The 24312-nt window shown below is 62.4% G+C and carries 20 protein-coding genes and 1 tRNA gene; 14 read left to right on the top strand and 7 right to left on the bottom strand.

Going from position 1 to position 24312, the window contains the following annotated elements:
* The first annotated feature begins 120 nt into the window (after nt 1-120).
* Both GJW30_RS21315 and GJW30_RS21310 read left to right on the top strand, forming a co-directional pair.
* Nucleotides 121-504, top strand: coding sequence for a TIGR02300 family protein (locus GJW30_RS21315; protein ID WP_096358372.1), 384 nt, complete (start codon nt 121-123; stop codon nt 502-504).
* Nucleotides 505-582: 78 nt separating this feature from the next.
* Nucleotides 583-658, top strand: a tRNA-Ala gene (locus tag GJW30_RS21310).
* 63 nt (nt 659-721) lie between these two features.
* Here GJW30_RS21310 and GJW30_RS21305 read toward each other — a convergent pair.
* Nucleotides 722-4618, bottom strand: coding sequence for an nSTAND1 domain-containing NTPase (locus GJW30_RS21305; protein WP_096358371.1), 3897 nt, complete (start codon nt 4616-4618; stop codon nt 722-724).
* A gap of 280 nt (nt 4619-4898) precedes the next feature.
* Here GJW30_RS21305 and ugpB point away from each other — a divergent pair, with 280 nt between their 5' ends.
* From ugpB to GJW30_RS21285, 4 genes are all read left to right on the top strand, one after another.
* On the top strand, nt 4899-6122 hold the full coding sequence (gene ugpB / locus GJW30_RS21300; RefSeq protein WP_430727184.1) for a sn-glycerol-3-phosphate ABC transporter substrate-binding protein UgpB: 1224 nt from the start codon (nt 4899-4901) through the stop codon (nt 6120-6122).
* 192 nt (nt 6123-6314) lie between these two features.
* On the top strand, nt 6315-7193 hold the full coding sequence (ugpA, locus tag GJW30_RS21295; protein ID WP_096358369.1) for a sn-glycerol-3-phosphate ABC transporter permease UgpA: 879 nt from the start codon (nt 6315-6317) through the stop codon (nt 7191-7193).
* A gap of 34 nt (nt 7194-7227) precedes the next feature.
* On the top strand, nt 7228-8076 hold the full coding sequence (gene ugpE, locus GJW30_RS21290) for a sn-glycerol-3-phosphate ABC transporter permease UgpE (protein ID WP_096358368.1): 849 nt from the start codon (nt 7228-7230) through the stop codon (nt 8074-8076).
* Nucleotides 8077-9129, top strand: a complete 1053-nt coding sequence (locus GJW30_RS21285) for a sn-glycerol-3-phosphate import ATP-binding protein UgpC (protein WP_096358367.1) — start codon at nt 8077-8079, stop codon at nt 9127-9129.
* Here GJW30_RS21285 and GJW30_RS21280 read toward each other — a convergent pair.
* Together GJW30_RS21280 and GJW30_RS23055 are read right to left on the bottom strand one after the other, a co-directional pair.
* Nucleotides 9126-9803, bottom strand: coding sequence for an RES family NAD+ phosphorylase (locus GJW30_RS21280; protein WP_096358366.1), 678 nt, complete (start codon nt 9801-9803; stop codon nt 9126-9128). The two genes, GJW30_RS21285 and GJW30_RS21280, sit on opposite strands and share 4 nt — an antisense overlap.
* The gene (locus GJW30_RS23055; protein WP_096358365.1) at nt 9800-10243 is read right to left on the bottom strand and encodes an antitoxin Xre-like helix-turn-helix domain-containing protein; all 444 of its coding nucleotides are present in this window, start codon (nt 10241-10243) and stop codon (nt 9800-9802) included. Before GJW30_RS23055 ends, GJW30_RS21280 begins: the two co-directional genes overlap by 4 nt.
* Before the next feature lie 269 nt (nt 10244-10512).
* Here GJW30_RS23055 and GJW30_RS21270 point away from each other — a divergent pair, with 269 nt between their 5' ends.
* Both GJW30_RS21270 and GJW30_RS21265 read left to right on the top strand, forming a co-directional pair.
* Nucleotides 10513-10947 carry an Hsp20 family protein gene (locus GJW30_RS21270; RefSeq protein WP_096358985.1) on the top strand — a complete coding sequence of 145 codons (435 nt, stop codon included), beginning with the start codon at nt 10513-10515 and terminating at the stop codon, nt 10945-10947.
* Nucleotides 10948-10989: 42 nt separating this feature from the next.
* Nucleotides 10990-11232 carry a BQ00720 family protein gene (locus tag GJW30_RS21265; protein ID WP_096358364.1) on the top strand — a complete coding sequence of 81 codons (243 nt, stop codon included), beginning with the start codon at nt 10990-10992 and terminating at the stop codon, nt 11230-11232.
* A gap of 116 nt (nt 11233-11348) precedes the next feature.
* On the opposite strand, the gene GJW30_RS21260 is transcribed toward GJW30_RS21265, so the two are convergent.
* Both GJW30_RS21260 and GJW30_RS21255 read right to left on the bottom strand, forming a co-directional pair.
* On the bottom strand, nt 11349-12125 hold the full coding sequence (locus GJW30_RS21260; RefSeq protein ID WP_096358363.1) for an SDR family oxidoreductase: 777 nt from the start codon (nt 12123-12125) through the stop codon (nt 11349-11351).
* A 13-nt stretch (nt 12126-12138) separates the two neighbouring features.
* Complete coding sequence (locus tag GJW30_RS21255) at nt 12139-12831, bottom strand: GntR family transcriptional regulator (protein WP_096358362.1); 693 nt, start codon at nt 12829-12831, stop codon at nt 12139-12141.
* 146 nt (nt 12832-12977) lie between these two features.
* Between GJW30_RS21255 and GJW30_RS21250 the strand changes: the two genes are divergently transcribed.
* The 5 genes from GJW30_RS21250 (at nt 12978) to kce (ending at nt 19583) form a co-directional block, all read left to right on the top strand.
* Nucleotides 12978-14222: an ABC transporter substrate-binding protein gene (locus GJW30_RS21250; protein ID WP_096358361.1), complete on the top strand. Its 1245-nt coding sequence runs from the start codon at nt 12978-12980 to the stop codon at nt 14220-14222.
* Nucleotides 14223-14287: 65 nt separating this feature from the next.
* Entirely contained in the window at nt 14288-15163 is an 876-nt protein-coding gene (locus GJW30_RS21245) for a branched-chain amino acid ABC transporter permease (protein WP_096358360.1), read from the top strand.
* The gene (locus GJW30_RS21240) at nt 15163-17679 is read left to right on the top strand and encodes a branched-chain amino acid ABC transporter ATP-binding protein/permease (RefSeq protein WP_096358359.1); all 2517 of its coding nucleotides are present in this window, start codon (nt 15163-15165) and stop codon (nt 17677-17679) included. The genes GJW30_RS21245 and GJW30_RS21240 overlap by 1 nt, the downstream gene beginning before the upstream one ends.
* A gap of 24 nt (nt 17680-17703) precedes the next feature.
* Nucleotides 17704-18636: a 3-hydroxyacyl-CoA dehydrogenase gene (locus GJW30_RS21235; RefSeq protein ID WP_096358358.1), complete on the top strand. Its 933-nt coding sequence runs from the start codon at nt 17704-17706 to the stop codon at nt 18634-18636.
* Between the two features lie 17 nt (nt 18637-18653).
* Nucleotides 18654-19583 carry a 3,5-dioxohexanoate:acetyl-CoA acetone transferase gene (kce, locus tag GJW30_RS21230; protein WP_096358357.1) on the top strand — a complete coding sequence of 310 codons (930 nt, stop codon included), beginning with the start codon at nt 18654-18656 and terminating at the stop codon, nt 19581-19583.
* Here kce and ybaL read toward each other — a convergent pair.
* Nucleotides 19580-21367, bottom strand: coding sequence for a YbaL family putative K(+) efflux transporter (gene ybaL / locus GJW30_RS21225; protein WP_096358356.1), 1788 nt, complete (start codon nt 21365-21367; stop codon nt 19580-19582). The two genes, kce and ybaL, sit on opposite strands and share 4 nt — an antisense overlap.
* Nucleotides 21368-21575: 208 nt before the next feature.
* Here ybaL and GJW30_RS21220 point away from each other — a divergent pair, with 208 nt between their 5' ends.
* Nucleotides 21576-23378, top strand: coding sequence for a potassium/proton antiporter (locus GJW30_RS21220; protein WP_096358355.1), 1803 nt, complete (start codon nt 21576-21578; stop codon nt 23376-23378).
* Here GJW30_RS21220 and GJW30_RS21215 read toward each other — a convergent pair.
* Nucleotides 23368-24282 carry a LysR family transcriptional regulator gene (locus GJW30_RS21215; RefSeq protein ID WP_096358354.1) on the bottom strand — a complete coding sequence of 305 codons (915 nt, stop codon included), beginning with the start codon at nt 24280-24282 and terminating at the stop codon, nt 23368-23370. The genes GJW30_RS21220 and GJW30_RS21215 overlap by 11 nt on opposite strands.
* Nucleotides 24283-24312: the final 30 nt, after the last annotated feature.

Raw genomic sequence — 24312 nt, 5'->3', positions numbered from 1 at the left:
CGGACACGGTAGACTGCCGAAACTGCAGTGTTCTGAGGATACTGAGCCCTATTGACAGGGCGCGCCCGTTTGGCCAAGGGATGGCCCCGAATTTCCAAACACCTCAAGGATTGTTGTCTCTTGGCAAAACCCGGGCTCGGAACGAAGCGGCTTTGCCCGCACTGCGGCGCGAAGTTCTACGACCTCGAAAAAGACCCCATCATGTGCCCCAAGTGCGGTTCGGAGGTCGAAATCGTGCTGCCGACCAGCCGTGGCCGGCCGGAGCCGCGCAAAGCAGCGGTCGCCGAATCGGAGCCGGCCGATGAGGCAACGGTGCCGCTCGAGGATGCGGACGCCGAGGAATCGACCGGAAAGGTCGCCAAGGCACCGACCGATGATGACGACGTAGAGGTCGAGGACGACGAGTCGGAAGACGACGACACCTTCCTGGAAGATGAGGAAGATGGCGACGACGATGTCAGCGACATCATCGGTGGCGACATCGACAAGGAAGACGAGACCTAAAGAAAGACTCTTGAGGCGGCACCTGAAATGTGATTTTCAGGGCCGCGCTTTGCACCCCTAGGGCGAAGCAATAGTTTCGGGGCCATAGCTCAGCTGGGAGAGCGCTTGCATGGCATGCAAGAGGTCGGCGGTTCGATCCCGCCTGGCTCCACCAACTTCCCTCGACATGATTCGAGTTTGATCGGGCGATGCGATTGCATCGTGTCGAGCCGCGCGCTCAGCCTTTGAGGTCTTTCTCAAGCTCGTCGATCGCGGCCTGATAGCCCTGCGGCAATTTTCCTTCGGCTTGCAGCCTGCGCAAAATTCCGAGCGCCTCGCGGCGGAACGGTTCGCGAATATCCGATGACGCAGCGTAGTGCCGAAGTGCTTCGGAAAGTTCGAGCTGCGGTTGCAAGGCGTCAGGCGTCAGGACGAGAACTCTGCGCCACAACGCGATGCATTCCTCAAACGCGCTCGCGGCGTTGGTCCAGTCTTTCTGCAGTACGCGCGAGCGGCCGAGGTTGAACAGTGTGTTCGCAACGTTCTGCAGTGCTTCGTCGCTCGCGGGATTTTCCGCGAGATACGGCCGCATAAGGGCTAGCGCTTCTTCGTTTGCACCTTGTGCCTTGCCGTAGTCGCCGCGTTCGACGAGCAGTACGGCGTAGTAGCTCACGAGATAACCGAGTTCGAATTTCTGTCGCGTGTCGGCCGGGTTCGCATTCACGGAATCGCGGAAGAGTGCGATAGCATCGAGCACGAGCGCGACGGCGTCGTCCTGTTTGCCCAGGCTGACGAGGAGTTCGACGACCGGCGGCAGGCGACGACGAAGTTCGTTCTTCCACGTGACGTTGCTCGGATCGATCTCGATGAGGCGGCGAACTATGAGCGAGGCTTCGCGCAGCGAAAGCAGCGCTTTCTCCTTCTCCTGCATCGAGGCGTAGAGCGTGCCGATCTCGACGAGAATGTAGGACAGCTCACGCTGCCAGATCATGTTGCCGGGATCGAGCGTGACCAGTCCACGGCGGATTTCCAGGCTCTCCTGCAGCGATTTCAACGCCTCTGCCTGCTGACCGAGCGCGACCATCTCGGCGCTGGAGTTAGCGAGGATGTTCGAGAGATAGCGCCGCCACGTCGTGTTGCTGGCGTCGAGCGCGATCAGCCGTCGCGCGACCGTCGCGCTTTCGCGATAGTTGGCGAGCGAATCTTGCGGCCGCTTCAGTTGCGAGAGCACGATAGCGTTGGTGTTCAGGCTATCGGTCAGAACACGCAGCGTCGTTTGGTCGTCAGGTGCGTCTTTCGCGAGAGCGCGAGCGAGTTTGACGCTTTCGTCGAGCGCAGTGAGCGACTCCTCGTTCCGGCCTGCGGAGACGAGGGCATAGCCGAGGCTGCGCAGCGCGTCGGCGAGATCGCGGCGCCAGAGCGCTTTGTCGGCTTCGGCTGTGATGAGTTCGCGGCGCAACGCTACAGCTTCGCGATAGGTCGCGATGGCATCGTCGTAACGTCCGCGATCGCGCAGCGTATGGCCTTGGCGATCGAGACAATTGCCGAGCGCCGATTTCATCTCGCTGTTGCCGGGCTCGCGGGCGACAAGGCGGCGTGCGATGGCGACGCATTCTTCGGCACGTTGGAGGGCTTCCGTCGTCTCGCTGAGGTCGAGGTAATTGTCGACGAATGCCGTCAGCATGCGGGCGCGACTGAGCAGCAGGCGTGGGTGATCCGGGTTGATCTTCGCGATCTCGCTGAACTGGCGCTCGATCGTGTTGAGCATGCGCCGCAAAGCGTCGCGCGAGATCGCGAGGTCTTTGAGTTCCTCGGAGATGCGCGTGACTAGCGTATCGGCCTGCGCAACCGCGAGCGTGAAATTGCGCGCGGCGGCTTGCTCGGAGCGCAACGCCGCTTGTTCGGATTTCACCGCCGCCTGTTCGGAGCGAACCGCATAAAATGCCGCGATGCTTGCGGCGATTGCCATCACGCCGAAGACGACGACGGCGGCGCTCATCCAGCGTTGGCGCGCGCCGGCAGCTTTGGCGGAGCGATCGATGTATTGTGTCAGCTCGGGCGGGAGTTCGTCGGCGAAGCGGCTGCGGATCTGCTGCGCTTCAGCGAGCGGGACACCGGAGGCCAAAAGGAATGCGGCGGCGCTGCGGGCGCCTTTCTCGGTGCGCGCGCGGGCGTAGCGGCGCTCCGCCGCGATGAGGTCGGCGCGGACGCGGAAGAAATCCGCATGGTCGGCGACGATTTCGCGGGCGCGGTCCCAGGTCCGCAGTACAGCCTCGTGCGCGAGGCGGATGTGGCGGCCGCCGGTCGCGTCGGCTTCCCGGCTGGTGACGAGGACGCGAGCGCCGACGAGCGCGTCGATCAGCGTTGTAGCGGCTGGATCGGATTTGAAGCTGTCGGTCGCGACTTCAAAGAGGTGCAGCGTGCCGGTCTGCGATTTGTCGCTGGTGTCGACGGCGGCGAGGGCGCGCAGCAAGCGCGGCAGCCGCTCCTGCGCCGCCTTGTCGAGCCCCGCGAAGGTTTCCTCGGCGCGCTCTCCGATCGCACCTTCGAGGCCGCCGAACGAGGCGTAATCGTCGTGGGTGAAGATGAGGTCGCCCGCCTCGGCGGTGGCGAGCGTGCGGCCGTTCGCGAGCAAGCGTTCGCGCATCATGTCGAACAGGCGCGACAGCGTGAACTGTAGCAACGGGAGCATGTCGCGTCCGCTGGCGGCCTGAATGACCACGTCGTCGAGACGGTTCGTGCTGTCCGATACTGCGCCGAAGCTCAAGCCGGCGGCTTCAGCCGGGGCGCGCACGATGTCGGCGATCTCGGCAGGGCCTGGCGTCGTGACGTCGAGCGTTGCGCCACTCTCTTTCAGCGCGAGCAGGCCGGGCGAGCGGGTGAATTCCGCGTAAGCGTCCGAGCGCAGCGTGCCGATAACGCTGACGCGGCCGGTGGCGAGCAGATCGGCGAGGACGGCGGCGAATTGTTCCCGCGTCTCCTCGTTCACGTCCGGGCCGAACAGCTCTTCCATTTGGTCGACAAGCACGACGAGGCCGCCGCGCGGCGGCTGATCGCTGCCGAGCGATGCGCGCACATTCTCGGCGACACGATCGAGCGCTCCGACAATCGGCGCACCGCCGACTTTCGCGCGGAACACGGCAGAGAGCATGGCGGACGATTTGAAATCGCCGGCGAGGATTTCCGGTAGCGCGACTGGCGCGCACAATGCTTCGGCTAATGCGGCGAGCGGGTCGGCCGCAGCACCGGGCTTGAACACGGCGGCGCGCCATGCGGCCGGCTCGCCGCCGAGCGCGCCGCGCAGGATGCGCGGTACGATGCCGGCGCGGGCGAGTGAGGATTTGCCGGAGCCGGATTCGCCGAGCAACAGCAAGAACGGGCGGCGGCGTTCGGTATTCTCGCTTGCGGTCAGCCCCTCGATGGCGCGGTCGATCTCGCGCTCGCGGCCAAAGAAGACTTCCTCGTGGCCGGCATCGAACGGCTCGAGGCTGCAGAACGGAGAGCCGCGTTCGGCGAGCGGCCAGGAATGCGCGCCGACGCCGTAGCCTTGGTTGCGCAGCCAGGCGCGCAGATGCTCCTCGAACTTTTCTTCGAAGTCGTCCGGCGAGTTGAAGGTGTTGTACGCGGACTTGAAGTGGCCTTGCTCGGAGACGAACCACTCTTCCCAGAAGGCGAGGAAAGCCTCGCGCTGCTCGTGCGCCTGCCGGTAGCGCTCGCGGTCCGTCATTGGTACGGCAGCGTCGGCCATCTTGCGGTAGACGAAGACGTGCGGCAGTCCTCCGGCGGACTGCTGGCTCGCCTGCAGGCCCTTCACAAGTTCGTAGACGGTGCCGCTCGGGTAGGGGCGACCGTCACGCATTCGTTCGAAGTCGGGCGGAAGTTCCGAGCCTAAGCGCTGCCAAAAGATGCTGACCACGAGGTCGCACGCGCCCGGATCCACAATCTGCCGCTGGAAGGTCGAATCGGCCGTGTAGGCGCTGCGCTCCCAACGGACGGTCTCGATGTGGACAGCTCCCAGGAAGGCTGCATTGAGCCTCTGGGCGATACGATCGACGCGTTCGCGCTCGGCCTGAACGTCGCCGGGCGAAGAGACGAAGATGCGGACCGTTGTTGTTTTTGCGCCTGCGTCGGCCATCCGGAACCTTTAGCAACGCCGAAACCGTGTGGCTATGGGGCCAACCACCGCGCCGGGGGGCTATCGCTCCCCCGATTTGCCGTCGTAAAGTGCAACTAACGATTGTCACGGACGCGTCGCAACCCGTTGCTAGCGCGTTCGTGGCCCGCCGACCGGCGGTAATGCTTCAGGGAGAGACTAAGAGATGATCCGCAGTTTCACGCTCGGGGTTTCGGCCGTCGCCATTTCGGCGAGCGCCGCTTTGGCACAGGCGCCGATCGAATTGCAGTGGTGGCACGCGATGACGGGCGCGAATAACGCGGTCATCGTCAAACTCGCCGACGAGTTCAACGCCTCGCAGAAAGAGTACAAGGTCGTCCCGACCTACAAAGGCAGCTATCCGGACACGATGAATGCCGGCATCGCGGCGTTCCGCGCCGGCAATGCACCGCACATGATGCAGGTGTTTGAAGTTGGTACCGCAACGATGATGGCAGCGACCGGTGCCGTAAAGCCCGTTCACCAGCTTATGAAGGATGCCGGAGAATCGTTCGATCCGAAGAACTACCTGGCGGCGATCACCGGTTACTACTCGACGTCGAAGGGCGAGATGCTCTCGTTCCCGTTCAACTCGTCGTCGACCGTGATGTGGTACAACAAGGATGCCTTCAAGAAGGCTGGCCTCGATCCCGAAAAGCCGCCGGCAACTTGGCCGGAAACGTTTGAAGCCGCCAAGAAGCTCAAGGCGGCAGGCTACGCGACCTGTGGCTTCTCCAATGCGTGGGTGACCTGGGTCAACACCGAGCAGCTCTCGGCTTGGCATAACGTCTCGCTGTCGACGAAGGCGAACGGCCTCGATGGTTTCGACACCGTTCTCAACTTCAACGGCCCTCTGCATGTGAAGCATCTGGAGTCACTGGTCGAGCTGCAGAAGGACAAGACCTACGATTATTCGGGGCGCACCAACACGGGCGAAGGCCGCTTCACGGCCGGCGAATGCCCGATCTTCCTGACGTCGTCGGCTTTCTTCGGCAACGTGAAGGCAAATGCGAAGTTCGCTTTCGGCGCCGCGCCAATGCCGTACTACCCGGACCAGAAGGGCGCACCGCAGAACTCGATCATCGGCGGCGCTTCGCTGTGGGTGATGGGCGGCAAGAAGCCCGACGAATACAAGGGCGTCGCGAAGTTCTTCACGTTCCTGTCGGACACCGACCGCCAGGTCGAGATCCACAAGTCGTCTGGCTATCTGCCGATTACCAAGGCGGCGTATCAGAAGACGAAGGATAGTGGCTACTACAAGGACGCGCCGTATCTCGAAACGCCGCTGCTCGAGCTGACCAACAAAGAGCCGACCGAGAATTCGCGCGGCCTGCGTCTTGGCAACATGGTTCAGCTGCGCGACGTTTGGGCCGAGGAATACGAAGCGGCTCTCGCCGGCAAGAAGTCGGCGAAGCAGGCACTCGACGATGCAGTCACGCGTGGCAACACGATGCTGCGCCAGTTCGAACGTCAGGTTTCGCGTTAGTTTTGGCGTGGTCCGCCACGCCCAATAACTGTCATCCCGGACGGCAAGCCGTCGTCAGACGGCGCGGCCGATCCGGGAACCTTGAATCCCGGTGATACATGGATCCCGGCTCGCGCCTGCGTCGCTCCGCGTACGCAGGCTTGGCCGGGAAGACAGCCTGAGGGGAGGCGCAGGCACAGTGGAAATACGGGAATGAAGCGCGCGATCTTCAGTCACAAATGGCTGCCGTATGCGCTGCTAACGCCGCAGCTCGCCGTTGTTCTGATCTTCTTCTACTGGCCGGCGAGCCAGGCGGTGTGGCAGTCGTTTCTGCTGCAGGACGCGTTCGGTTTGTCGACGCGGTTCGTCTGGTTCGAGAATTATAAGGAGTTGCTCGCGCAGCCCGAATATTATCGAACCATTTGGACGACCATCATCTTCTCGGCAGCCGTTTCGTTTTCGTCGCTTTCGATAGCGCTGCTACTGGCCGTGATGGCGGACAAGCCGATGCGCGGCGGCAGCATCTATCGCACGCTGCTGATCTGGCCATACGCCGTGGCGCCCGCCGTCGCCGGTGTATTGTGGGCATTCATGTTCCAACCCTCTCTCGGCATTCTCGCCAAAGGCCTGCGCGATCTCGGCGTCGATTGGAATCCTCTGCTCAACGGCAATCATGCGCTCACGCTCGTCATCGCGGCGTCGACGTGGAAACAGATTTCGTACAACTTCTTGTTCTTCCTCGCCGGTCTCGCCGCGATCCCACGAAGCGTGATCGAAGCGGCGGCGATCGACGGCGCGCGACCGACGCGTCGCTTCTGGACGATCATCTTCCCGCTGCTGTCGCCGACGACGTTCTTCTTGTTGGTTGTCAATATCGTCTACGCGTTTTTCGACACGTTCGGAATCATCGATGCGATGACGGGGGGCGGTCCTTCGAAGGCGACCGAGACGCTCGTCTACAAAGTCTATCACGACGGCAAGCTCGGCGGCGATCTCGGCGGGTCAGCGGCGCAATCCGTGATTTTGATGATCATGGTAATCGGGCTCACGGCCATCCAATTCCGCTACATCGAGCGCAAGGTGACGTACTGATGCAACTCCTTCCGCAAACCGGCGGGAGCCGCTGATGGTCGAGAACAATCGCTTCGGCAATCTCATCCCGCACGCGGTGCTGTGGATCGGAATCGCGATCGTAGCGTTCCCGGTTTATCTCGCGTTCGTCGCGTCGACGCACGAGCCGACGATCATCTCCAACGGCCAGATGCCTCTGACGCCTGGACCGTATTTCTTCGAAAACTACTACCGCACGATTTTCGTCGGCACGAGCGGCACCACCCGCGAGCCGGTCGGGACCATGTTGCTCAACAGTTTGATCATGGCGCTGACGATTACGTTCGGCAAAATTCTGATCTCGCTGCTGTCGGCCTACGCGATCGTCTACTTTCAGTTTCCGTTCCGCATGGCAGCGTTCTGGCTGATCTTCATTACGCTGATGCTACCGGTCGAAGTGCGTATCTTCCCGACCTATCAGGTCGCATCTGACCTACGATTGCTCGACAGTTACGCGGGTCTCGCGTTGCCGCTCATCGCGTCGGCAACCGCGACGCTTCTGTTCCGGCAGTTCTTCATGACGGTGCCGGATGAGCTCGTCGAAGCCTCGCGTATCGATGGGGCAGGCCCGTTCCGCTTCTTCAAGGATACGCTGCTGCCGCTCTCGCGCACCAACATGGCGGCGTTGTTCGTCATTCTCTTCATTTACGGCTGGAATCAATATCTCTGGCCGTTGCTGATCACGACGCGCGACGACATGCAGACCATCGTCATCGGCATCAAGAAGATGATCGTGACGTCGGATGCTTTGACCGAATGGCAGATCGTGATGGCGACCGCGATGCTCGCGATGATTCCGCCGGTCGCTGTCGTGATCCTGATGCAGAAATTGTTCGTGCGTGGTCTTGTCGAGACGGAAAAGTGAATGGCTGAAATCACCCTCAAAGACGTCCGCAAGACTTATCTCGGCGGCTTCGAAGCCGTGAAGGGGATCACCTTCGATATTCCGGACGGCTCCTTCTGCGTGCTCGTCGGCCCATCTGGGTGCGGTAAGTCGACGCTGTTGCGCATGGTCGCTGGCGTCGAAACCATCTCGTCGGGCGAAGTGAAGATCGGCGACCGCGTCGTCAACAACATCGAGCCATCCGAGCGCGACATCGCGATGGTCTTTCAGAATTATGCGCTCTATCCGCACATGACCGTCTACGACAACATGGCGTATGGACTGCGCAATCGGAAAACGCCGAAGGACACGATTGACAAGCTGGTGAAGGACGCGGCGAGGATCCTTGAGATCGAGCCGTTCCTCGAACGCAAGCCGCGTGCGCTCTCGGGTGGCCAGCGCCAGCGTGTCGCGATGGGGCGCGCGATCGTGCGGCAGCCGAAGGCGTTCCTGTTCGACGAACCGCTGTCGAATCTCGATGCGAAGCTGCGCGTTTCGATGCGCGTTGAGATCAAGAAACTTCAGCGCCGCTTCGAGACGACGTCGATCTACGTCACGCACGATCAGCTCGAAGCGATGACACTTGCGGATCAGCTCGTCGTGATGAATGGCGGCCGCGTCGAGCAGATGGGTAATCCGCTCGCGATCTACGAGAAGCCCGCAACGACGTTCGTCGCGACCTTCATCGGCGCGCCGCCGATGAATCTGCTGAAGCTCTCGGCGGCCGATCTCGGCACGCTAGTCTCCGGCATCAATGTGCCGGCCGAAGGCGCTATCCTCGGTGTGCGTCCGGAAGATTTCGAGATCGGCGAAGCCGCGCCGCATGGCGGTCTGACGTTGCCGCTGACGGTCGATGCGGCAGAGCGCGTCGGGCCGGAAAGCTTCGTCTATGGAACGCTCGGACGCGGCGGCGATGTCATCGTGCGCACGCCGGGGCAGATCGTGCCGGCGATCGGGACGAAGATTACGGCGATCGCAAAGCGCGAGAAGTTGCACCTCTTCAGCACCGATGGATCGAAGCGCCTCGACGTTTAGGCAGCGGTCCAGTTTGGTTTCGGCGCGCCGGACCATACGGCGCGTAAGACTTGTCCCTGCGCGACGGACTGAACTGCAGACGGCCATAGCGCGACAAGACACGTGCCGCTCGTGTGCCGGACAGACGGATAAACGATGCCGTTGTGATGCGCGGCGCGCGTGATCGCGGCGAGAGCGTTGCCGGCCGGATAACCGATCGCCGTATCGGGATCGAGGCACTCGGGTTTCGGCACAACGCCGCGTAGGTCGACGAATTCGCCTGCGAAGCTCGCAAACATTTCAGCATACTCTACCGTGGCGTTGTACTCGCCGACGCGCGTGAGCTCGCGTGTGAGATGATATTCGACCTCGGCCTGGCAGGTTTCGACGCTCAGCGCCGCATACCACGCGCCTTGGTCCGTGCCATTAAAGCGATTGAGATCGCGCGGCCGAAAATAAGCGAAGGCCGCGTTGACAAAATTTGCGTGCGGAAAGCCGGATGCGAGGAGACCGGGCATCGTTCGATGTTGCGTGAGAAGGCGGCCGCTTGTTGCGCTTTCGATCTCGGCGAGATCGGTGAGCGAAGCTTGGTCGACGAGCTTGAGCAAAACGGGATCGCGCAGCCGCGCCGACGAGACGAGCCGGACGGTTCGTTCGAACGCAATGCGCGTCACCGGGAAGGGTAGGGTCGTCACAAGCCCCCGCGCAGTGCGTCGACGTAGCGGCGGACTTCGAGCATCGCCGGGATGCCGCCTTCGATCATGGTTTCGATGGGTGAGCGGTTGGAAAACAATGGCCCGCTGTTGCGCAATTTGATCCAGCGGTCGGCCATGCCGTCGGCAAAGAGAAGATGGAGACCTTTGAAAACGCCGATCATCGCGGACGCGCGAGTCAGCTGATCTTGCGACAACGATTGTCGCCAGGACGCGCTTCGGATGCGATCCCAGGTGCTGGAGGAGACCCCAAGCAAAGCGGCCATCTCGTCGCCGGTGACGTCCCACGATTTGGCGAGGTTTCGGACTGCCTCGAGCGCGGTCGGCGTCAGGCGCTTGCGGTCGTCCTCGCTCGCAAAAGTTTGCGGCGGTCTCGCCGTTAACGAATCAGTGGCGAGAGGGGTGGTTGTCGATGCAGCCATAGCCCAGAATGGCATCAAATGATGCTATATGCAATATCATATGGTGCTTTCGATCGCGCGCGTTGCGTCGAGGGAAAGAAATATTCGGCGCGAGGCGGCCTGGACACTCTTTTGTCAACCGATTGTTTTTGCTGGCTAAACGGAGGCTCTTGCGGGGCCCGCAGAACCCACCATATTGAGTGGTGACCGGAGCAGCCTTCGGGCAGGTCGGTCGTTGGGGTGCCGTTAAGGACCCTAGTCCAAAGTCGCTTAAAGCCAAGGACTTTGAGATGTCGCGAATTTCTTCGCTATCCAGTCCGTTTCTTCTGGGCTTCGACGAGATCGAGCGAGCGCTCGACCGCGTCAGCAAAGCTGCCGACGGCTATCCGCCCTACAACATCGAACGCCTTCCGCGCGATGGGGCGAACCCCGAACGGCTGCGTATCACCCTGGCGGTGGCTGGTTTCACCCGAGATCAGCTCGACGTCACGGTGGAGGAGAACCAGCTCGTCATCCGAGGCAAACAAGTCGACGACAAGCAGCGGGAATACCTGCACCGCGGAATCGCGGCGCGGCAGTTCCAGCGCACTTTTGTCCTCGCCGATGGAATGGACGTGCTGGGGGCTGACCTCAACCACGGTCTCCTTGCTGTCGACCTCGCCCGCCCCGAACCGGAGCGGATCGTACGGTCGATTACCATCGGGGACACGGGGAAGGGCAAGTGAACGCGGGGAACGAGTTTCGCGACTGACTGTTAGGAGAATGCCATGACAAATGTTCTGACACAGGAAGCACTGCAGCACCTCGGCGATGGCAGCATCGCCTACGTGAAGGCAATTCGCTCCGAAGACGTGAAGAGCCTGTTCCCGCAGGCTCCGGATATCCAGCCGGGCGTGCAGCTTTTCACGCTGAACGCAGCAGATGGAACGCCTATTATGCTGACCGATAGCCGCGAGTCGGCGATCGCTGGCGCGTTCCAGCACGAATTGCAAGCCGTCAGCGTCCACTGACGCCTGAGGGATTCGGTTCGAGCTTACGGCGCTGAGCAACAACGCTTGCGCGCGAGTTCGTCGCACTAAATGGAGCCGCCGCTTCCTTGCGGGAGCGGCGGTTTTTTGCTGCCCGGTTAAGCCAACATCTGGGTGTCGCCGCAGATCGAGATGGCTTGACCCGAGATCGTGCGGCCGCGGGGGCTGGCGAGGAACACCATCATGTCGGCGAGTTGTTGCGGCGTTACCATCGTGTGCATCGAGACGGCGGCGAGCGCTTCGTCGCGCACCTGATTGAAGGAGACGCCGCGCGCTTGCGCTTTCGCCTGCAGCACGCGCTCCTGGCGATCGCCCTCGACGACGCCCGGCAGGATCGCGTTGACGCGGATGCCGTCTTCGCCGAGTTCGATAGCGAGCGATTTCATGAGGCCGACGACGGCCCATTTCGCCGCTGCGTAGGGTGTTCGCATCGCGAAGCCGAGCCGGCCGGCGAGTGATGACACGCAGACCATCGATGCGTTTTGGCTCTGGCGCAGATGCGGCACGGCAAGCCGCGCGCAATTGTACTGACCCGTGATGTTGATCGCGAGGCAGCGGTCCCAATCGTCCGGATGAATGTCCTCGATCTTCCCGGTCGGTCCCGCGATGCCGGCGTTATTGACGAGCACATCGAGACCGCCGAGCGCTTTGAGCGCATCATCGAAAAGTTTCGAGACCTGATCGCGATCGGAGACATCCGCGACGGACTGCGTAACTTTCGGATCGCTTGTTTTCAACGCCGCGAGTGCATCTCGGTCGACATCGCAGGTGTGCACCTTGGCGTCTTCCGCGATGAAGGCACGAACGACCTCGCGGCCGATGCCGCTCGCGCCTGCCGTGACGAGCACGCGCAGGCCGCTGATTCCCATGTCCACGGATCGCTTCTCCCTAATCTTCGGTCAGCCAATTTTGTTGTTCGATGTATCGCGCAGTGCCTGCGATATCGGCGACGATCGCGGCGCGAGCGGCTTTCGCGTCACCGCGTTCGATCGCCGCGAGCGCGGCCGCGTGGTGCTGTTCGGCGACGTGCGCGCGCAGACGCATCGCGCTCGAACGCAGATCGAGATTGATGATCGGCCCGACGCGCAGCCATAGGCCTTCGATAATCCGCACAAGCGTCGGCATTGCGGATGCGCGATAAACCGCGAAGTGAAAATCTTTGTTGGTGCGTACCGCCGCGCCGAGATCCGGTCGCGCCGCACGTTGCTGACGGCGGAAGGCGGCGTCTGCGGCGCTGATCCGTGCGATGTCGGCCTTGGTTCGGTTTTTTGCGGCGGCCTCGGCCGCCATTCCCTCAATCGCGAGGCGCACGGTGGTGAGTTCGCGATACTGCTCGAGGGACATCGGCGGCACGCGGACGGCGCTTTTCGGCAGAACTTCCAGCGCGTTCTCGGCAACCAGCCGCGAAACGGCGTGGCGCACCGGCGTCATGCTGACACCGAGCGATTCAGCGACGGCGCGGATCGAAAGCTTTTCGCCGGGCGACACTTCGCCGCCGATCAGGCGCTCGCGCAGGCTCGCGTTGACGCTCTCGCCCAGCGTCTCTCCGCTAGCGGGGTTGCGCCGTGCCTGCGGTTTCACGAAGTTGCTCCTGACGGTATTGCCAAATGGAAGACGTCACGGTATCTGTGATCACAGTTCACGGCAAGCGTGACGAAACGTCGAGAGCGCGAAAAGCGCCCGAGCAAGAACAAGTCTAGGGACAAGACGCCCAGGGAGGATTTGAAATGATCCACAGAGTTTCTCGCCGTTCGCTGATCAAGGGCGCCGCCGGCGCGGCATTGCTCGGCGGCGTCGGCATGCCGGCAATCTCGCGCGCGCAGTCGGATGTGATCCGCATCGGTCACCTCACGCCGCTCACCGGCTTCTTGGGCCCGGTCGGCGAATATGCCGTGATGGGCGTGAAGCTCGCGGCCGAGGAAGTGAATGCTGCCGGCGGCATCATGGGCCGCAAGGTCGAGCTGGTGCTGGAAGACTCCGTCAATCCGCAGACCGCATCGTCGAAGGCCGAGCGGTTGGTCGAGCGCGACAAGGTCTCGATGATCATCGGCGAAATCTCGTCAGCTTCTGGCCTCGCGATCGGCCAAGTCGCAAACCGGCTCAAGACCGTTTTCATCAATACAGGCTGTAACTCGGACGCGCTGCGCGGCGCGAACTGCAATCCTTTCATGTTCCACATCGAGGCCGCCAACTCGATGTATGTCGAGACGGCTGGCAACTACTTCTTGCGCGAGAATCTCGTGAAGGGGAAGAAGTGGTTCACGCTGACGGCCGACTATGCGTTCGGTCACGATCTCTCGCGCGTCGCGCGCGGCTTCCTGCAGAAGCATGGCGGCACATTGGTTGGCGATGAACTCGTGCCGACCGATGCAACCGACTTCTCGCCGTATCTTCTCAAGATCCGTCAGGCGCGGCCGGACGTCGTTGCGTCGAATCTCGCCGGCAACCAGATCACCAACTTCATCAAGCAATATGCCGAATATGGCCTGCCGTTCCCGATCGGCGGTTTCGGCTTCGATACTGTCGTGGCGTGGGGCGCCGGCAAAGGCAATTTCGCCGGCATCTGGCCTCTGCCGTGGCATCACCTCGTCGACACGCCGAGCTCGAGGAAGTTCGTCGAGGCGTTCACCAAAAAGTACGGCAAGCCGCCGGAAAACCAATCGTGGGGCGACTATCACGCCTTCAAGCTCACCGCGCAGGCGATGAACGAAATGAAGTCGAACGAGTCGGTGAAGCTCTCGGAGCATCTACGCAAAGGCGCGAAGTTCGACATCGGCAAGTCGCGCGAGGGCTACTTCCGGCCTTACGACAACCAGATGATCATGGAGATGTACGCGGTCCGCGCGAAGGAAGCGTCGAAGCAAAAGGATCAGTGGGACATCTACGAGGCGCTCGGCACCGTGCCGGCGCCGGGCGAGGATCTCGAAGTCCTCGCGCCGCCGAAGGATGGCGCCTGCAAGATGCCGGCGTAACGCGTTGCGCTTACCCTCCCGCCCAGGGCGGGAGGGTGTTCCTTTTCCAGCTTTGAGTTTGCGGCGTGCAATTCGTCTTCGTCCTTGAACAAGTTCTGAACGGCCTGTTGTCCGGCGCGTATTACCTGCTGATCGCGCTCGGGCTATCGCTTATCTTTTCGCTCGGCGGCATCGTCAATCTCGCGCATGGCGGCTTCTACGCGATCGGCGCTTACGCCGCTGTGGTGCTGACACAGCGCCTCGGCTTTGCGCCGGCTTTCGTGTTGTCGCCGCTGCTCGTCGCGATGCTCGGCGTCGTCATCGAGCGCTTGCTGTTCCGCCGCTTCTATCGCGCCGACCCGATCCTCAGCCTGCTGCTCACATTCGGGCTTGCGATGGTGATCGAGCAGGGCTTGCGCATCATCTTCGGCGCATCGCCGCAGCCGTTCTCGATCCCGCCCGAATTGCGCGGGCAAATCTTTCTCGGCGACTTCATCTATCCGCGCTACCGCGTGATCGTGCTCGGCATCGCGACACTCGCAGTTACGGCGACGTGGTTCATCGTTTATCGCACGGCCTTCGGCCGCGTCGTGCGCGCCGGCGTGCAGAATCCCGATATGGTCGCGGCACTCGGCATTTCGCTGTCGCCCTACATGACAGCGATTGCGGCGCTCGGCATCGGTCTCGCGGGTCTTGCCGGCGTGATGCTGGCGCCGATCTCGGGCGTGCATCCCGCGATGGGCGCGGAAATCCTGACATCGGCGTTCGTCGTCGTTGTGATCGGCGGCTTGGGTTCGTTTTGGGGCGTCATCGCTGCGGCCGCGTTGGTCGGCGTCGTCAAGGGCGTGACGATTTACTTCAACCCGTCGTGGGGTGAAGCGTCGATGTATCTGCTGATGGCGCTGGTGCTGTTGGTGCGTCCGCGCGGGTTGTTCGGCGAGCGCATCGAGAGATTCGAGTGATGCGCCGCAACTATACGCCCCTCATCATCACGGCCGCTGCGCTGGTCGCATTGCCGTTTGTCCTGGATCGCATTGGCCTGCCGATGCGCACGTCGATCGATCTCGTCGTCGTGGCGATTGCGGCGCTGGGTCTCAATATTCTCGTCGGCCATACGAATCTTGTCTCTTTTGGTCACGGCGCTTGGTTCGGCCTTGGTGCTTACGCGGCGGCGCTCAGCCAGAAGTACTGGTTTCCGAATGACGTCGTGCTGCCGATCTTATTCGCGATCGTCTTCATCGCGGTTGCATCGGTGCTGGCGGGCGCGCTTATTTTGCGCCGTCGCGGCGTCTATTTTTCGCTCCTGACGCTTGCGCTTACCGCGCTCCTGTTTGCCGTTGCGTATCGCTGGACCGATTTCACCGGGGGCGAGAGCGGACTCGGCAACATCACGCGCTCGACAGTGTTCGGCTTCAACCTCGAACGTGACGCAAATTACTACACGGTCGTCGCTGTTGTCGGCTTCGCCGTGACGTATCTGTTGTGGCGCTTCCACGCGTCGCCAATCGGTACCGTGTTGGTCGCGATCCGCGAGAACGAGCAGCGCGCGCGCTTCGTCGGCTATCCGACCAACAGCTACAAGCTGATCGGCTTCGTTCTCTCGGCGACGATCGTCGGTCTCGCCGGCGTGCTCTCGGTGTTCAACCATCGCTTCGCCTCGGCGGAGCCGCTTGCGGTGGCGTTCTCGGGCGAACTTGTCGCCATGGTCGTTATCGGCGGTATGCGCAGTTTCCTGGGGCCGGCTCTCGGCGCTCTGTTCTTCATCCTGTTCCGCGAGTTCCTGTCGATCTGGACTCCGCATTGGCTGTTCTACTTCGGCCTGCTGTTTGTCGGCTTCATCGTCTTCTCGCCGACAGGGCTCGTCGGTGTTGCGGGGCAACTGCTGCGGCCGTTCCGCAAAGTCGTCACCGAAGATGCCGCGATGTCGGCGCGGCAGATCACAGCCGGGCTACCGCTGCCCGATAGCTTCGCGCGTCAGCCCTCTAGTGGCGTCGTGCTTGATGCGAAGGATCTGCACAAGAGCTTCGGCGGACTTCGCGCCGTCAACGGCGTGAGCATCGCGGTGGCGGATCGCACGCTGCATTGTCTGATTGGGCCGAATGGTGCCGGCAAGACGACGGCTTTCAATCTGCTATCCGGGTTCTACAAACCGGATCAGGGCACGATCACGCTGGAAGGCAAATCCATCGCAGGCTTGCGCCCTGAGGACATCACGCGCGCCGGCATCGGCCGCTCGTTCCAGATCACCAATCTGTTCGGCGGCTTGCCGATCGAAGAGAATATGCGGCTCGCCGTGCAGGCGCGCAGTCCGTCGCGCTTCGGCTTCTGGAAGCCGGCGCATGATCTTGCCGACGTCAACACCGAGACGACGCAGCTGATGGCGTATCTCGGCCTCAAGGGCATCGAGCGTGCGGAAGCCGCGTCGCTGTCCTACGGTGGACAGCGGTTGCTCGATATGGGCCTCGCGCTATCGACGTGCCCGCGCGTGCTGCTGCTCGACGAGCCGCTCGCCGGTCTCGCGGCCGCAGAGCGAACGCGCGTTGCCGGGATCATCAAATCACTGTCGGCGGAAATTCCGGTGCTGATGGTCGAACACGACATCGATCGCGTGTTCCAGCTTGCCGACCGCGTCACGGTGATGAACGAAGGCGCTGTGCTGGTTGACGGCACCGTCGAGGATGCGCGCAGCAGCGATAAAGTGCGTGAAGTTTACATCGGCTCGGGCTCTTCTGCCGTCGCGGCGAAGACGCGTGAGTCGGCAGCCGGTACAGCGACGCTATTGTCGATGCAGGGCGTTGATACGTTCTACGGCAAGAGCCACATCCTCAATGCGGCCTCGCTTGAGGTGCACGAGCGCGAGATTGTCGCGCTGCTCGGCCGCAACGGCGCCGGGAAATCGACGTTGCTGAAAACGCTGGTCGGCATCGCGCCGCCGCAGAACGGCACGATCACGCTCGCCGGCAAGGAAATCAAAGGGCAGCCAGCCGATGCCATTGCGCGCGCCGGCATCGGCTTTGTCCCGCAAGGGCGCGGGCTCTTCGCCGGGATGACGGTCGCGCAGAATCTTGAACTCGGTCGACTGAAGCGCATCACGGGCGCCGGCATTCATTGGGACGAGGACCGCATCGTCGAAATCTTCCCGCGCATCAAAGAGCGCTGGAATACGCCGGCGGATTATCTCTCAGGCGGCGAGCAGCAGATGGTTGCGGTGGCGCGAGCACTTTCCGGCGACGTGCGCGTGCTGCTGCTCGACGAACCGTTTGAAGGTTTGTCTCCCGCGGTGACCGAGGAACTGTTCGAAGCCTTCGACAAATTACGCCGCGATATCGCGCTCATCATCGTCGATCACCATCTCGATCTGGCGCTCGCGCTGTCGGATCGTACCGTCGTTCTGGAGCGCGGTTCCGTCACGTGGACCGGCGAGTCGAAAGCGCTGCGCGACGACCTTGACCTTCGCCGCAAGGTGCTGTGGTTGTAGTTTGACATCCAAGAGAGGTTGCTGATGCCCACTGCCGCGATGATCGGCTCAGGATTGATCGGCCGCGCCTGGGCGAGTGTGTTCGCTCGCGCGGGCTGGAACGTAAAACTTTACGATGCGGCGCCGGGCGCTGCCGAAGCTGCGCTGAAACTCGTCGGCGAGGGGCTCGAAGAGCAAGCGCGGCACGGTCTCGTAAAGGACGCAAAGGTGGCGGCCGCGCGGGTCTCTGTCGCACGCTCTGTAGCTGAGGCCGTGCAAGGCGCGGACTTCGTGCAAGAGAACACGCCGGAGGTTCTCGAAGCGAAGATCATGATTTTCGCCGAGATGGACGAACTTGCCGCGCCGCATGTCGTGCTGGCGTCGTCGACGTCGGCGATCGTTGCCAGCAAATACACCGAGAATCTGAAGGGCCGCGCGCGCTGCTTGGTCGCGCATCCGGTCAACCCGCCGCATCTGATCCCGCTGGTCGAACTCGTCGGCGCGCCGTGGACCTCTCCGGAAACGATTGCGCGCGCGAAAGCGGTTTACGAACAGATCGGGCAGGTGCCGATCGTCGTCAACAAGGAGATCGAAGGCTTCATCCTCAATCGCCTGCAGGGCGCGTTGCTCGCGGAGGCGTTCCGCCTCGTCGGCGAAGGCTACGTTTCGCCGCAGGATTGCGACAAGACGCTGAAGGATGGGCTCGGGCTCCGTTGGTCGTTCATGGGGCCGTTCGAGACCATCGACCTCAATGCGCCGGGCGGGATGGCGGATTACTGCGCGCGCTACACCGGCTTTTATCGCCGCCTGCAGGCCGAGCCCGCGAAGGCGTCGGTGTTCGAGGGCGAAAATGTCGAGAGCATTTTGAAGCAATGGGGGCTTGCGCCCGATCGCGAACGTCTCGAAGCCCGCATGGCCTGGCGCGACAAGCGCCTCGCCGCGCTCGCGGCACATAAGTCATCACAAGCGGATAGCTGACCGGAAGGAAGAAGAACATGGCGAGCCGTAAAGTCATCATCACGTGCGCGGTCACCGGCGCGATCCATACGCCGTCGATGTCGCCGCATTTGCCGATCACACCGCAGGAAATTGCCGACGCCGCGATCGGCGCCGCTGAAGCCGGCGCTGCCGTCGTCCATTTGCATGCGCGCAATCCACAGGATGGCCGGCCGGATCAATCGCCGGAAGCGTTCGAGCCGTTCCTCAAGGTCATCAAGCAGAGCTCCAACTGCGTCGTGAATATCACGACAGGCGGCGCGCCGACGATGTCGGTCGAGGAGCGCCTGCGTCCTGCCGCGCATTTCAAGCCGGAGGTCGCGAGCCTCAACATGGGCTCGATGAATTTCGGGCTCTACCCGATGATCCCGCGCGTCAAAGAATGGAAGCACGATTGGGAGAAGCCGTATCTCGAAGGCTCGCGTGACCGCATCTTCAAGAACACGCTGCAGGACATTGAGAACATCCTGACGACCTGCGCGAACAACAACACGCGCTTCGAGATCGAGTGCTACGACATCGGCCATCTCTATACGCTGCGGCACTTTGCGGATCGCGGCGTGATCAAAGCGCCGTATTTCATTCAGTCGGTGTTCGGCATTCTGGGTGGCATCGGGCCGCATCCGGAAGACGTGATGATGATGAAGCGCACGGCGGATCGCCTGTTCGGCGACGAGTATCGCTGGAGCGTGCTCGGCGGCGGGCGTAATCAGATGCCGATTGCCGCGATGGCGGCCGCGATGGGCGGCAACGTGCGCGTCGGGCTCGAAGACTCGCTGTGGATCGGCCCCGGCAAGCTCGCGAAGTCGAATGCCGAGCAGGTCACCAACGTGCGCAAGATCATCGAGGGTCTCGGCCTCGAGATCGCCTCGCCGGACGAGGCGCGCGAAATCCTGCAGCTCAAAGGCGGCGATAAGGTGAACTTCTAAGGCGTTGTCGCGGGCGGGTCGGCTTTGGCCGCCACGGTTTTGGCGCCGCCCTCGACTTCGGACAGCGTCGCTCCATCGTCGAGCCAGCTATCGACATGCGTCGGTGCCGTATCGGCACCGAGGGAACGCGCGTCTTCGAACATCGCGCGAGCAATCTCGTTCTCGCCCATGATGACGCGCGATGCACCAAGTTTGCGCAGGTGCTGCGTTTGATCGTCCGAGTGCGAGCGCGCGATGATCGGCAGATTTTCGTTGATGTTGCGCGCCTGCTGCACGACCTGTCCGCCTTCGAAGCCATCCGGGATCGCGACCAGCAGACAGCGCGCATGGCCGAAATTGGCGGCTTTGGCGACGACGGGGTCGGCGGCGTTTTCGTTGATCACCTCGACGCCGTCTTCCTTGAGCTTCTGCGTCGCCTTCTCGCCGGCTTCGATGACGAGCAGCGGGATTTTGCGGTCGATCAGTTCCTGGCTGATCGCGCGGCCGACGCGGCCATGGCCGACCAGCACGACGTGGTCAGTGAGCTTCGTGACCGGGACTTCGGCGCGGGATTGTTCCTGCTGCGCCTCTGCCGCGCCGGCGTCGCTTTTCGCCGCTTCGCGCTGTGTGAACCAATCGAGCAGCACGAATAGGATCGGGTTCAGCATAATCGAGATGATCGCGCCCGCGAGCACGAGATCGCGCCCGCGCTCGGGCAAGATCGCGAGGCTGACACCGAGGCCGATCAGGATGAAGGAGAATTCGCCGATCTGCGCGAGGCTGGCCGAAATAGTCAACGCCGTCATCTGCGAATGGCCGAAGAGACGCACGATCGCGTAGGCAGCGAGGGACTTGCCGACGACGATGATCGCGACCGTCGCGAGCACCGGCAGCGCGTCCTTCACGACGACCATCGGATCAAACAGCATGCCGACCGAGACGAAGAACAGAACCGCGAAGGCGTCGCGCAGCGGCAGCGATTCCTGCGCGGCGCGATGGCTGAGCTCGGATTCGGCGAGGACCATGCCGGCGAAGAACGCGCCGAGCGCGAAGGATGCGCCGAAGAGCGTTGCGGCGACGTATGCGAAGCCGAGCGCTATCGCGAGCACTGACAATCGGAAGAGTTCGCGCGAGCCCGTATGGGCGACGTAGTGCAATGTCCACGGGATAACGCGGCGGCCGACGACCAGCATCAAGCCGACGAAGACGGCGACCTTGGTCAGCGTCAGGCCGACCTGAATGATGATGTCGTTGGTGCTGGCCGTGATGCCTTCGCCCTTGAGGAGCCCGGCGAGCGCTGGGATCAGCACCAAGGCGAGCACCATCGCGAGGTCTTCGACGATGAGCCAGCCGACGGCGATGCGGCCACGGTCCGTTTCGACCAGGCGGCGCTCCTGCAACGCGCGGAGCAGCACGACCGTGGAGGCGACCGAAAGAGCGAGGCCGAAGACGATGCCGGCGCCGAGCGGCCATTTCAGCGCCCAGGCGAGGGCGAGGCCGAGCAGCGTCGCCGCGCCCATCTGGACGATAGCGCCCGGGATCGCGATAGCCCGGACCGAGAGCAAATCCTTCAGCGAGAAGTGCAGGCCGACGCCGAACATCAGCAGAATGACGCCGATCTCGGCGAGCTGATTGGCGAGGTTCTGGTCGCCGACGAAGCCCGGCGTGAAAGGCCCCATGGCGACACCCGCCAAGAGATAGCCGACGAGGGGCGAGACTTTGATCCGCTGCGCTGCAGCACCGAGGAGAAACGCCAACACCAAGCCGACGACAATCGTGGAAATAAGCGGCGTGTGGTGCTCCATGCGGCGCAGTAACTCCGAAGGTTAGATCGGTTGAAGGACGGGTTTCTTCTAGTTAGGCGTTCGCCGTTCATTTTTCTACGCGCTTATCGCCGCATTTTTCACGAAAGCTTTGCTTTGGTTGACATGAACCGTTGCATCGTGGGCCAGATTTGTCGCATTGAAGAGATGGCCGCCGTGGCCGGGCCCTGAGCAAAGGAAAGAATACGGAATGGCATCGATCGACGCCGTCAGCCTAACGGTGCTGTTGGGCGCGGTTTTGGTGCTGGCCGGCATTCTCTCGAGCCTTATCGCGATGCGCTTCGGCGCCCCATTGCTCTTCATCTTCTTGATCATCGGCATCGCGGCGGGTGAACAGGGCATCGGCGGCATCAAATTCAACGACGTCAGCACGGCTTATGCGGTCGGCATCGTGGCGCTGGCGCTGATCCTGTTCGACGGCGGGCTGCGCACCCGCATGACGACCTTCCGCAGCGTGCTCGGACCTGCCGGCCTTTTGGCGACGATCGGCGTGCTGATCACGGCGACGATCGTCATGCCGGTCGCGAGCTACATGCTCGGGCTTGGATGGATCGAATCGCTGCTCATCGGCGCCGTCATCGCATCGACGGACGCTGCCGCCGTGTTCTTCCTGCTGCATGCGGGCGGTCTGCGTCTGCGCCCCCGTGTCGGCGCGACGCTCGAAGTCGAGTCCAGCACCAACGACCCGTTCGCGATTTTCTTGACGATCATGTTGGTCGAGATTTTGGTGAAGGGCGGCGGAGGCACGGCGTCCTGGCTGAAGGTCGCCGGCGAACTCTCGATCGAGTTCGTGTTGGGCGGTGTCATCGGCGTCGTCGGCGGCCGCTTGATCGTTTGGGTGCTGAACCGTCTCGACCTGCCGCAGGGCCTGCACGCTCCTTTCGTCGCGACCGGCGCGCTGGTGGTGTTCGGCGTGACCGACCTGCTGCACGGCTCCGGCTATCTGGCGGCCTATGCGGCGGGACTCGTCGTCGGCAATCGGCCGACGCGCGCGCACAACACGGTCATCACTTTCATGGATGCGGTGACGTGGCTGGCGCAAATCGTGATGTTCGTGATCCTCGGCCTTCTTGTTTGGCCAGGCCGCTTGCCGGAGACGCTGCTCGCCTCCGCCGTCATCGCGGTGACGCTGATGTTCGTCGCGCGGCCGGCTGCCGTCTTCCTCTGCCTGCAGCCATTCCGCTTCTCCTGGCGCGAGAAGGTGTTCGTCTCGTGGGTCGGGTTGCGCGGCGCGGTCGGCATTTTCCTCGCATCGATCCCGCTGCTCGTCTCGATGCCGAAAGCGACGATCTATTTCGATGTCGCTTTCGTCGTCGTGCTGGTTTCGCTACTGGTGCAAGGCTGGTCGCTCACCTTCGCGGCTAACCGTCTCGGCGTATCGCTGCCGCGTATCGATACGGCGCCGCGCCGCGTCGAACTCGATTTGCCGGGGCAGTTGGAGCAAGAGCTTGTCGGTTATGCGGTGACGCCGAATAGTCTGTTCCGGCGGCAGGGGCTTATCCCGTCTTGGGCGAAGCTGATGCTTGTCGTGCGCGACGAGCGGGTGCATTCGGTAGAGGAGGCGGGGCCGATCCGCGAGCAGGACTACGTCTACTTCCTGGCGCCGCCCGAAAAAGCGCAGGCGCTCGATCGCTTCTTCGTCAACGCGCCGGCGCCGGCTTCGCCGGATTCACGCTTGCTCGGCGATTTTTACGTGCCGGGCGACGCGACGCTGGCGGCGCTCGCCGAGATCTACGGCGTCGACGTGCCCAGTGACGAGCGTAACATGACATTGGCGGATTTCTTCGCATCGCAGATCGATCACCCTGTTGAGAACGATCGCGTGCATCTGGGGTCGATCGAATTGATCGCGGACCGCGTCACCGACGGCCGCGTCATCACGGTCGGTTTGGACCTCGTCGACCCGGAAGCCAAAGAGGGTGAACTCACGCGCGCCCAACGCGTCAACAAAGCGGTCGACGACGTGCTACGGCAGCTGGGATTTAAGCACTAGCGCGCTGGTCGATCCCTTCGATCGCGCGCAGTTTCGGCATTGCGTAGTCGACGAACGAGCGGACGGCCGGACGCAAGAATTTGGCCGTCGGGTAGACCAAAAAGGCTTCAGTCGGCTTCACCTCGTAATCGGGGAGCACGTGGACGAGGCTGCCGTCCGCGAGGGCATCCGAAACCAACAGTTGCTGTACTGGACCGAGGCCTAGGCCGCCTTTGAGGCTCGCTATCAAGACTTCGGCATTGTTGGTCTTTAGTGCGGGGCGAACCGGCACAGCTATTGAACGGCCCTTGTGCAATAGCGGCAGCAAGCCGCGGGGCGACAAGATCGTCGTGGTGGCGACGAGGTCGACCTCGGAAAGCTTTTTGATATTGAGCTTGCCGGTCCGGTGCAGGAAATCCGGCGATGCCACGATGATACGCCGCACGAAGCCGATGCGCCGCGCGATCTGATCCTGTCCGGTCGGTTTGCCATAAACAACCGAGAGGTCGAAATTCTCCAGCAGCAGATCGGCTTGGCGATGGTCGAGGATGAGATCGATAGAGACGGTGGGGTGCCGCTGCTTGAATTCCATCACGAAGCGATGAAAGTAGCGCGTGCCAAGACACGACGGCACATGAATGCGCAGCTTGCCTTCGATGCGGCCTGTCTGGCGACGCACACCTTCGATGGCGGCATCGATGTCCGCGAGAGCGTTGCGGCTCGTTTCGTAGAGCGCCGCTCCGTGCGCGGTGAGCCGAAGCGAACGCGACGTGCGCTCCAAGAGCCGCGCTTGAACGTGGTGTTCGAGATTTCGCAGATGCTTTGTCACGGCGGGTTGCGTGATCGAAAGATCGCGCGCTGCAGCGGTGAGCGATCCCGTTTCGACTGTGCGTACAAACGTGCGCAGAGCAATATTCACATCCATCGATCAATAACCCTCAGTTATGGAAAGCAT

It is taken from the genome of Variibacter gotjawalensis (genome assembly GCF_002355335.1).
GTDB classification, from domain to species: domain Bacteria; phylum Pseudomonadota; class Alphaproteobacteria; order Rhizobiales; family Xanthobacteraceae; genus Variibacter; species Variibacter gotjawalensis.
This window is presented reverse-complemented; position numbering and strand designations above follow the sequence as displayed.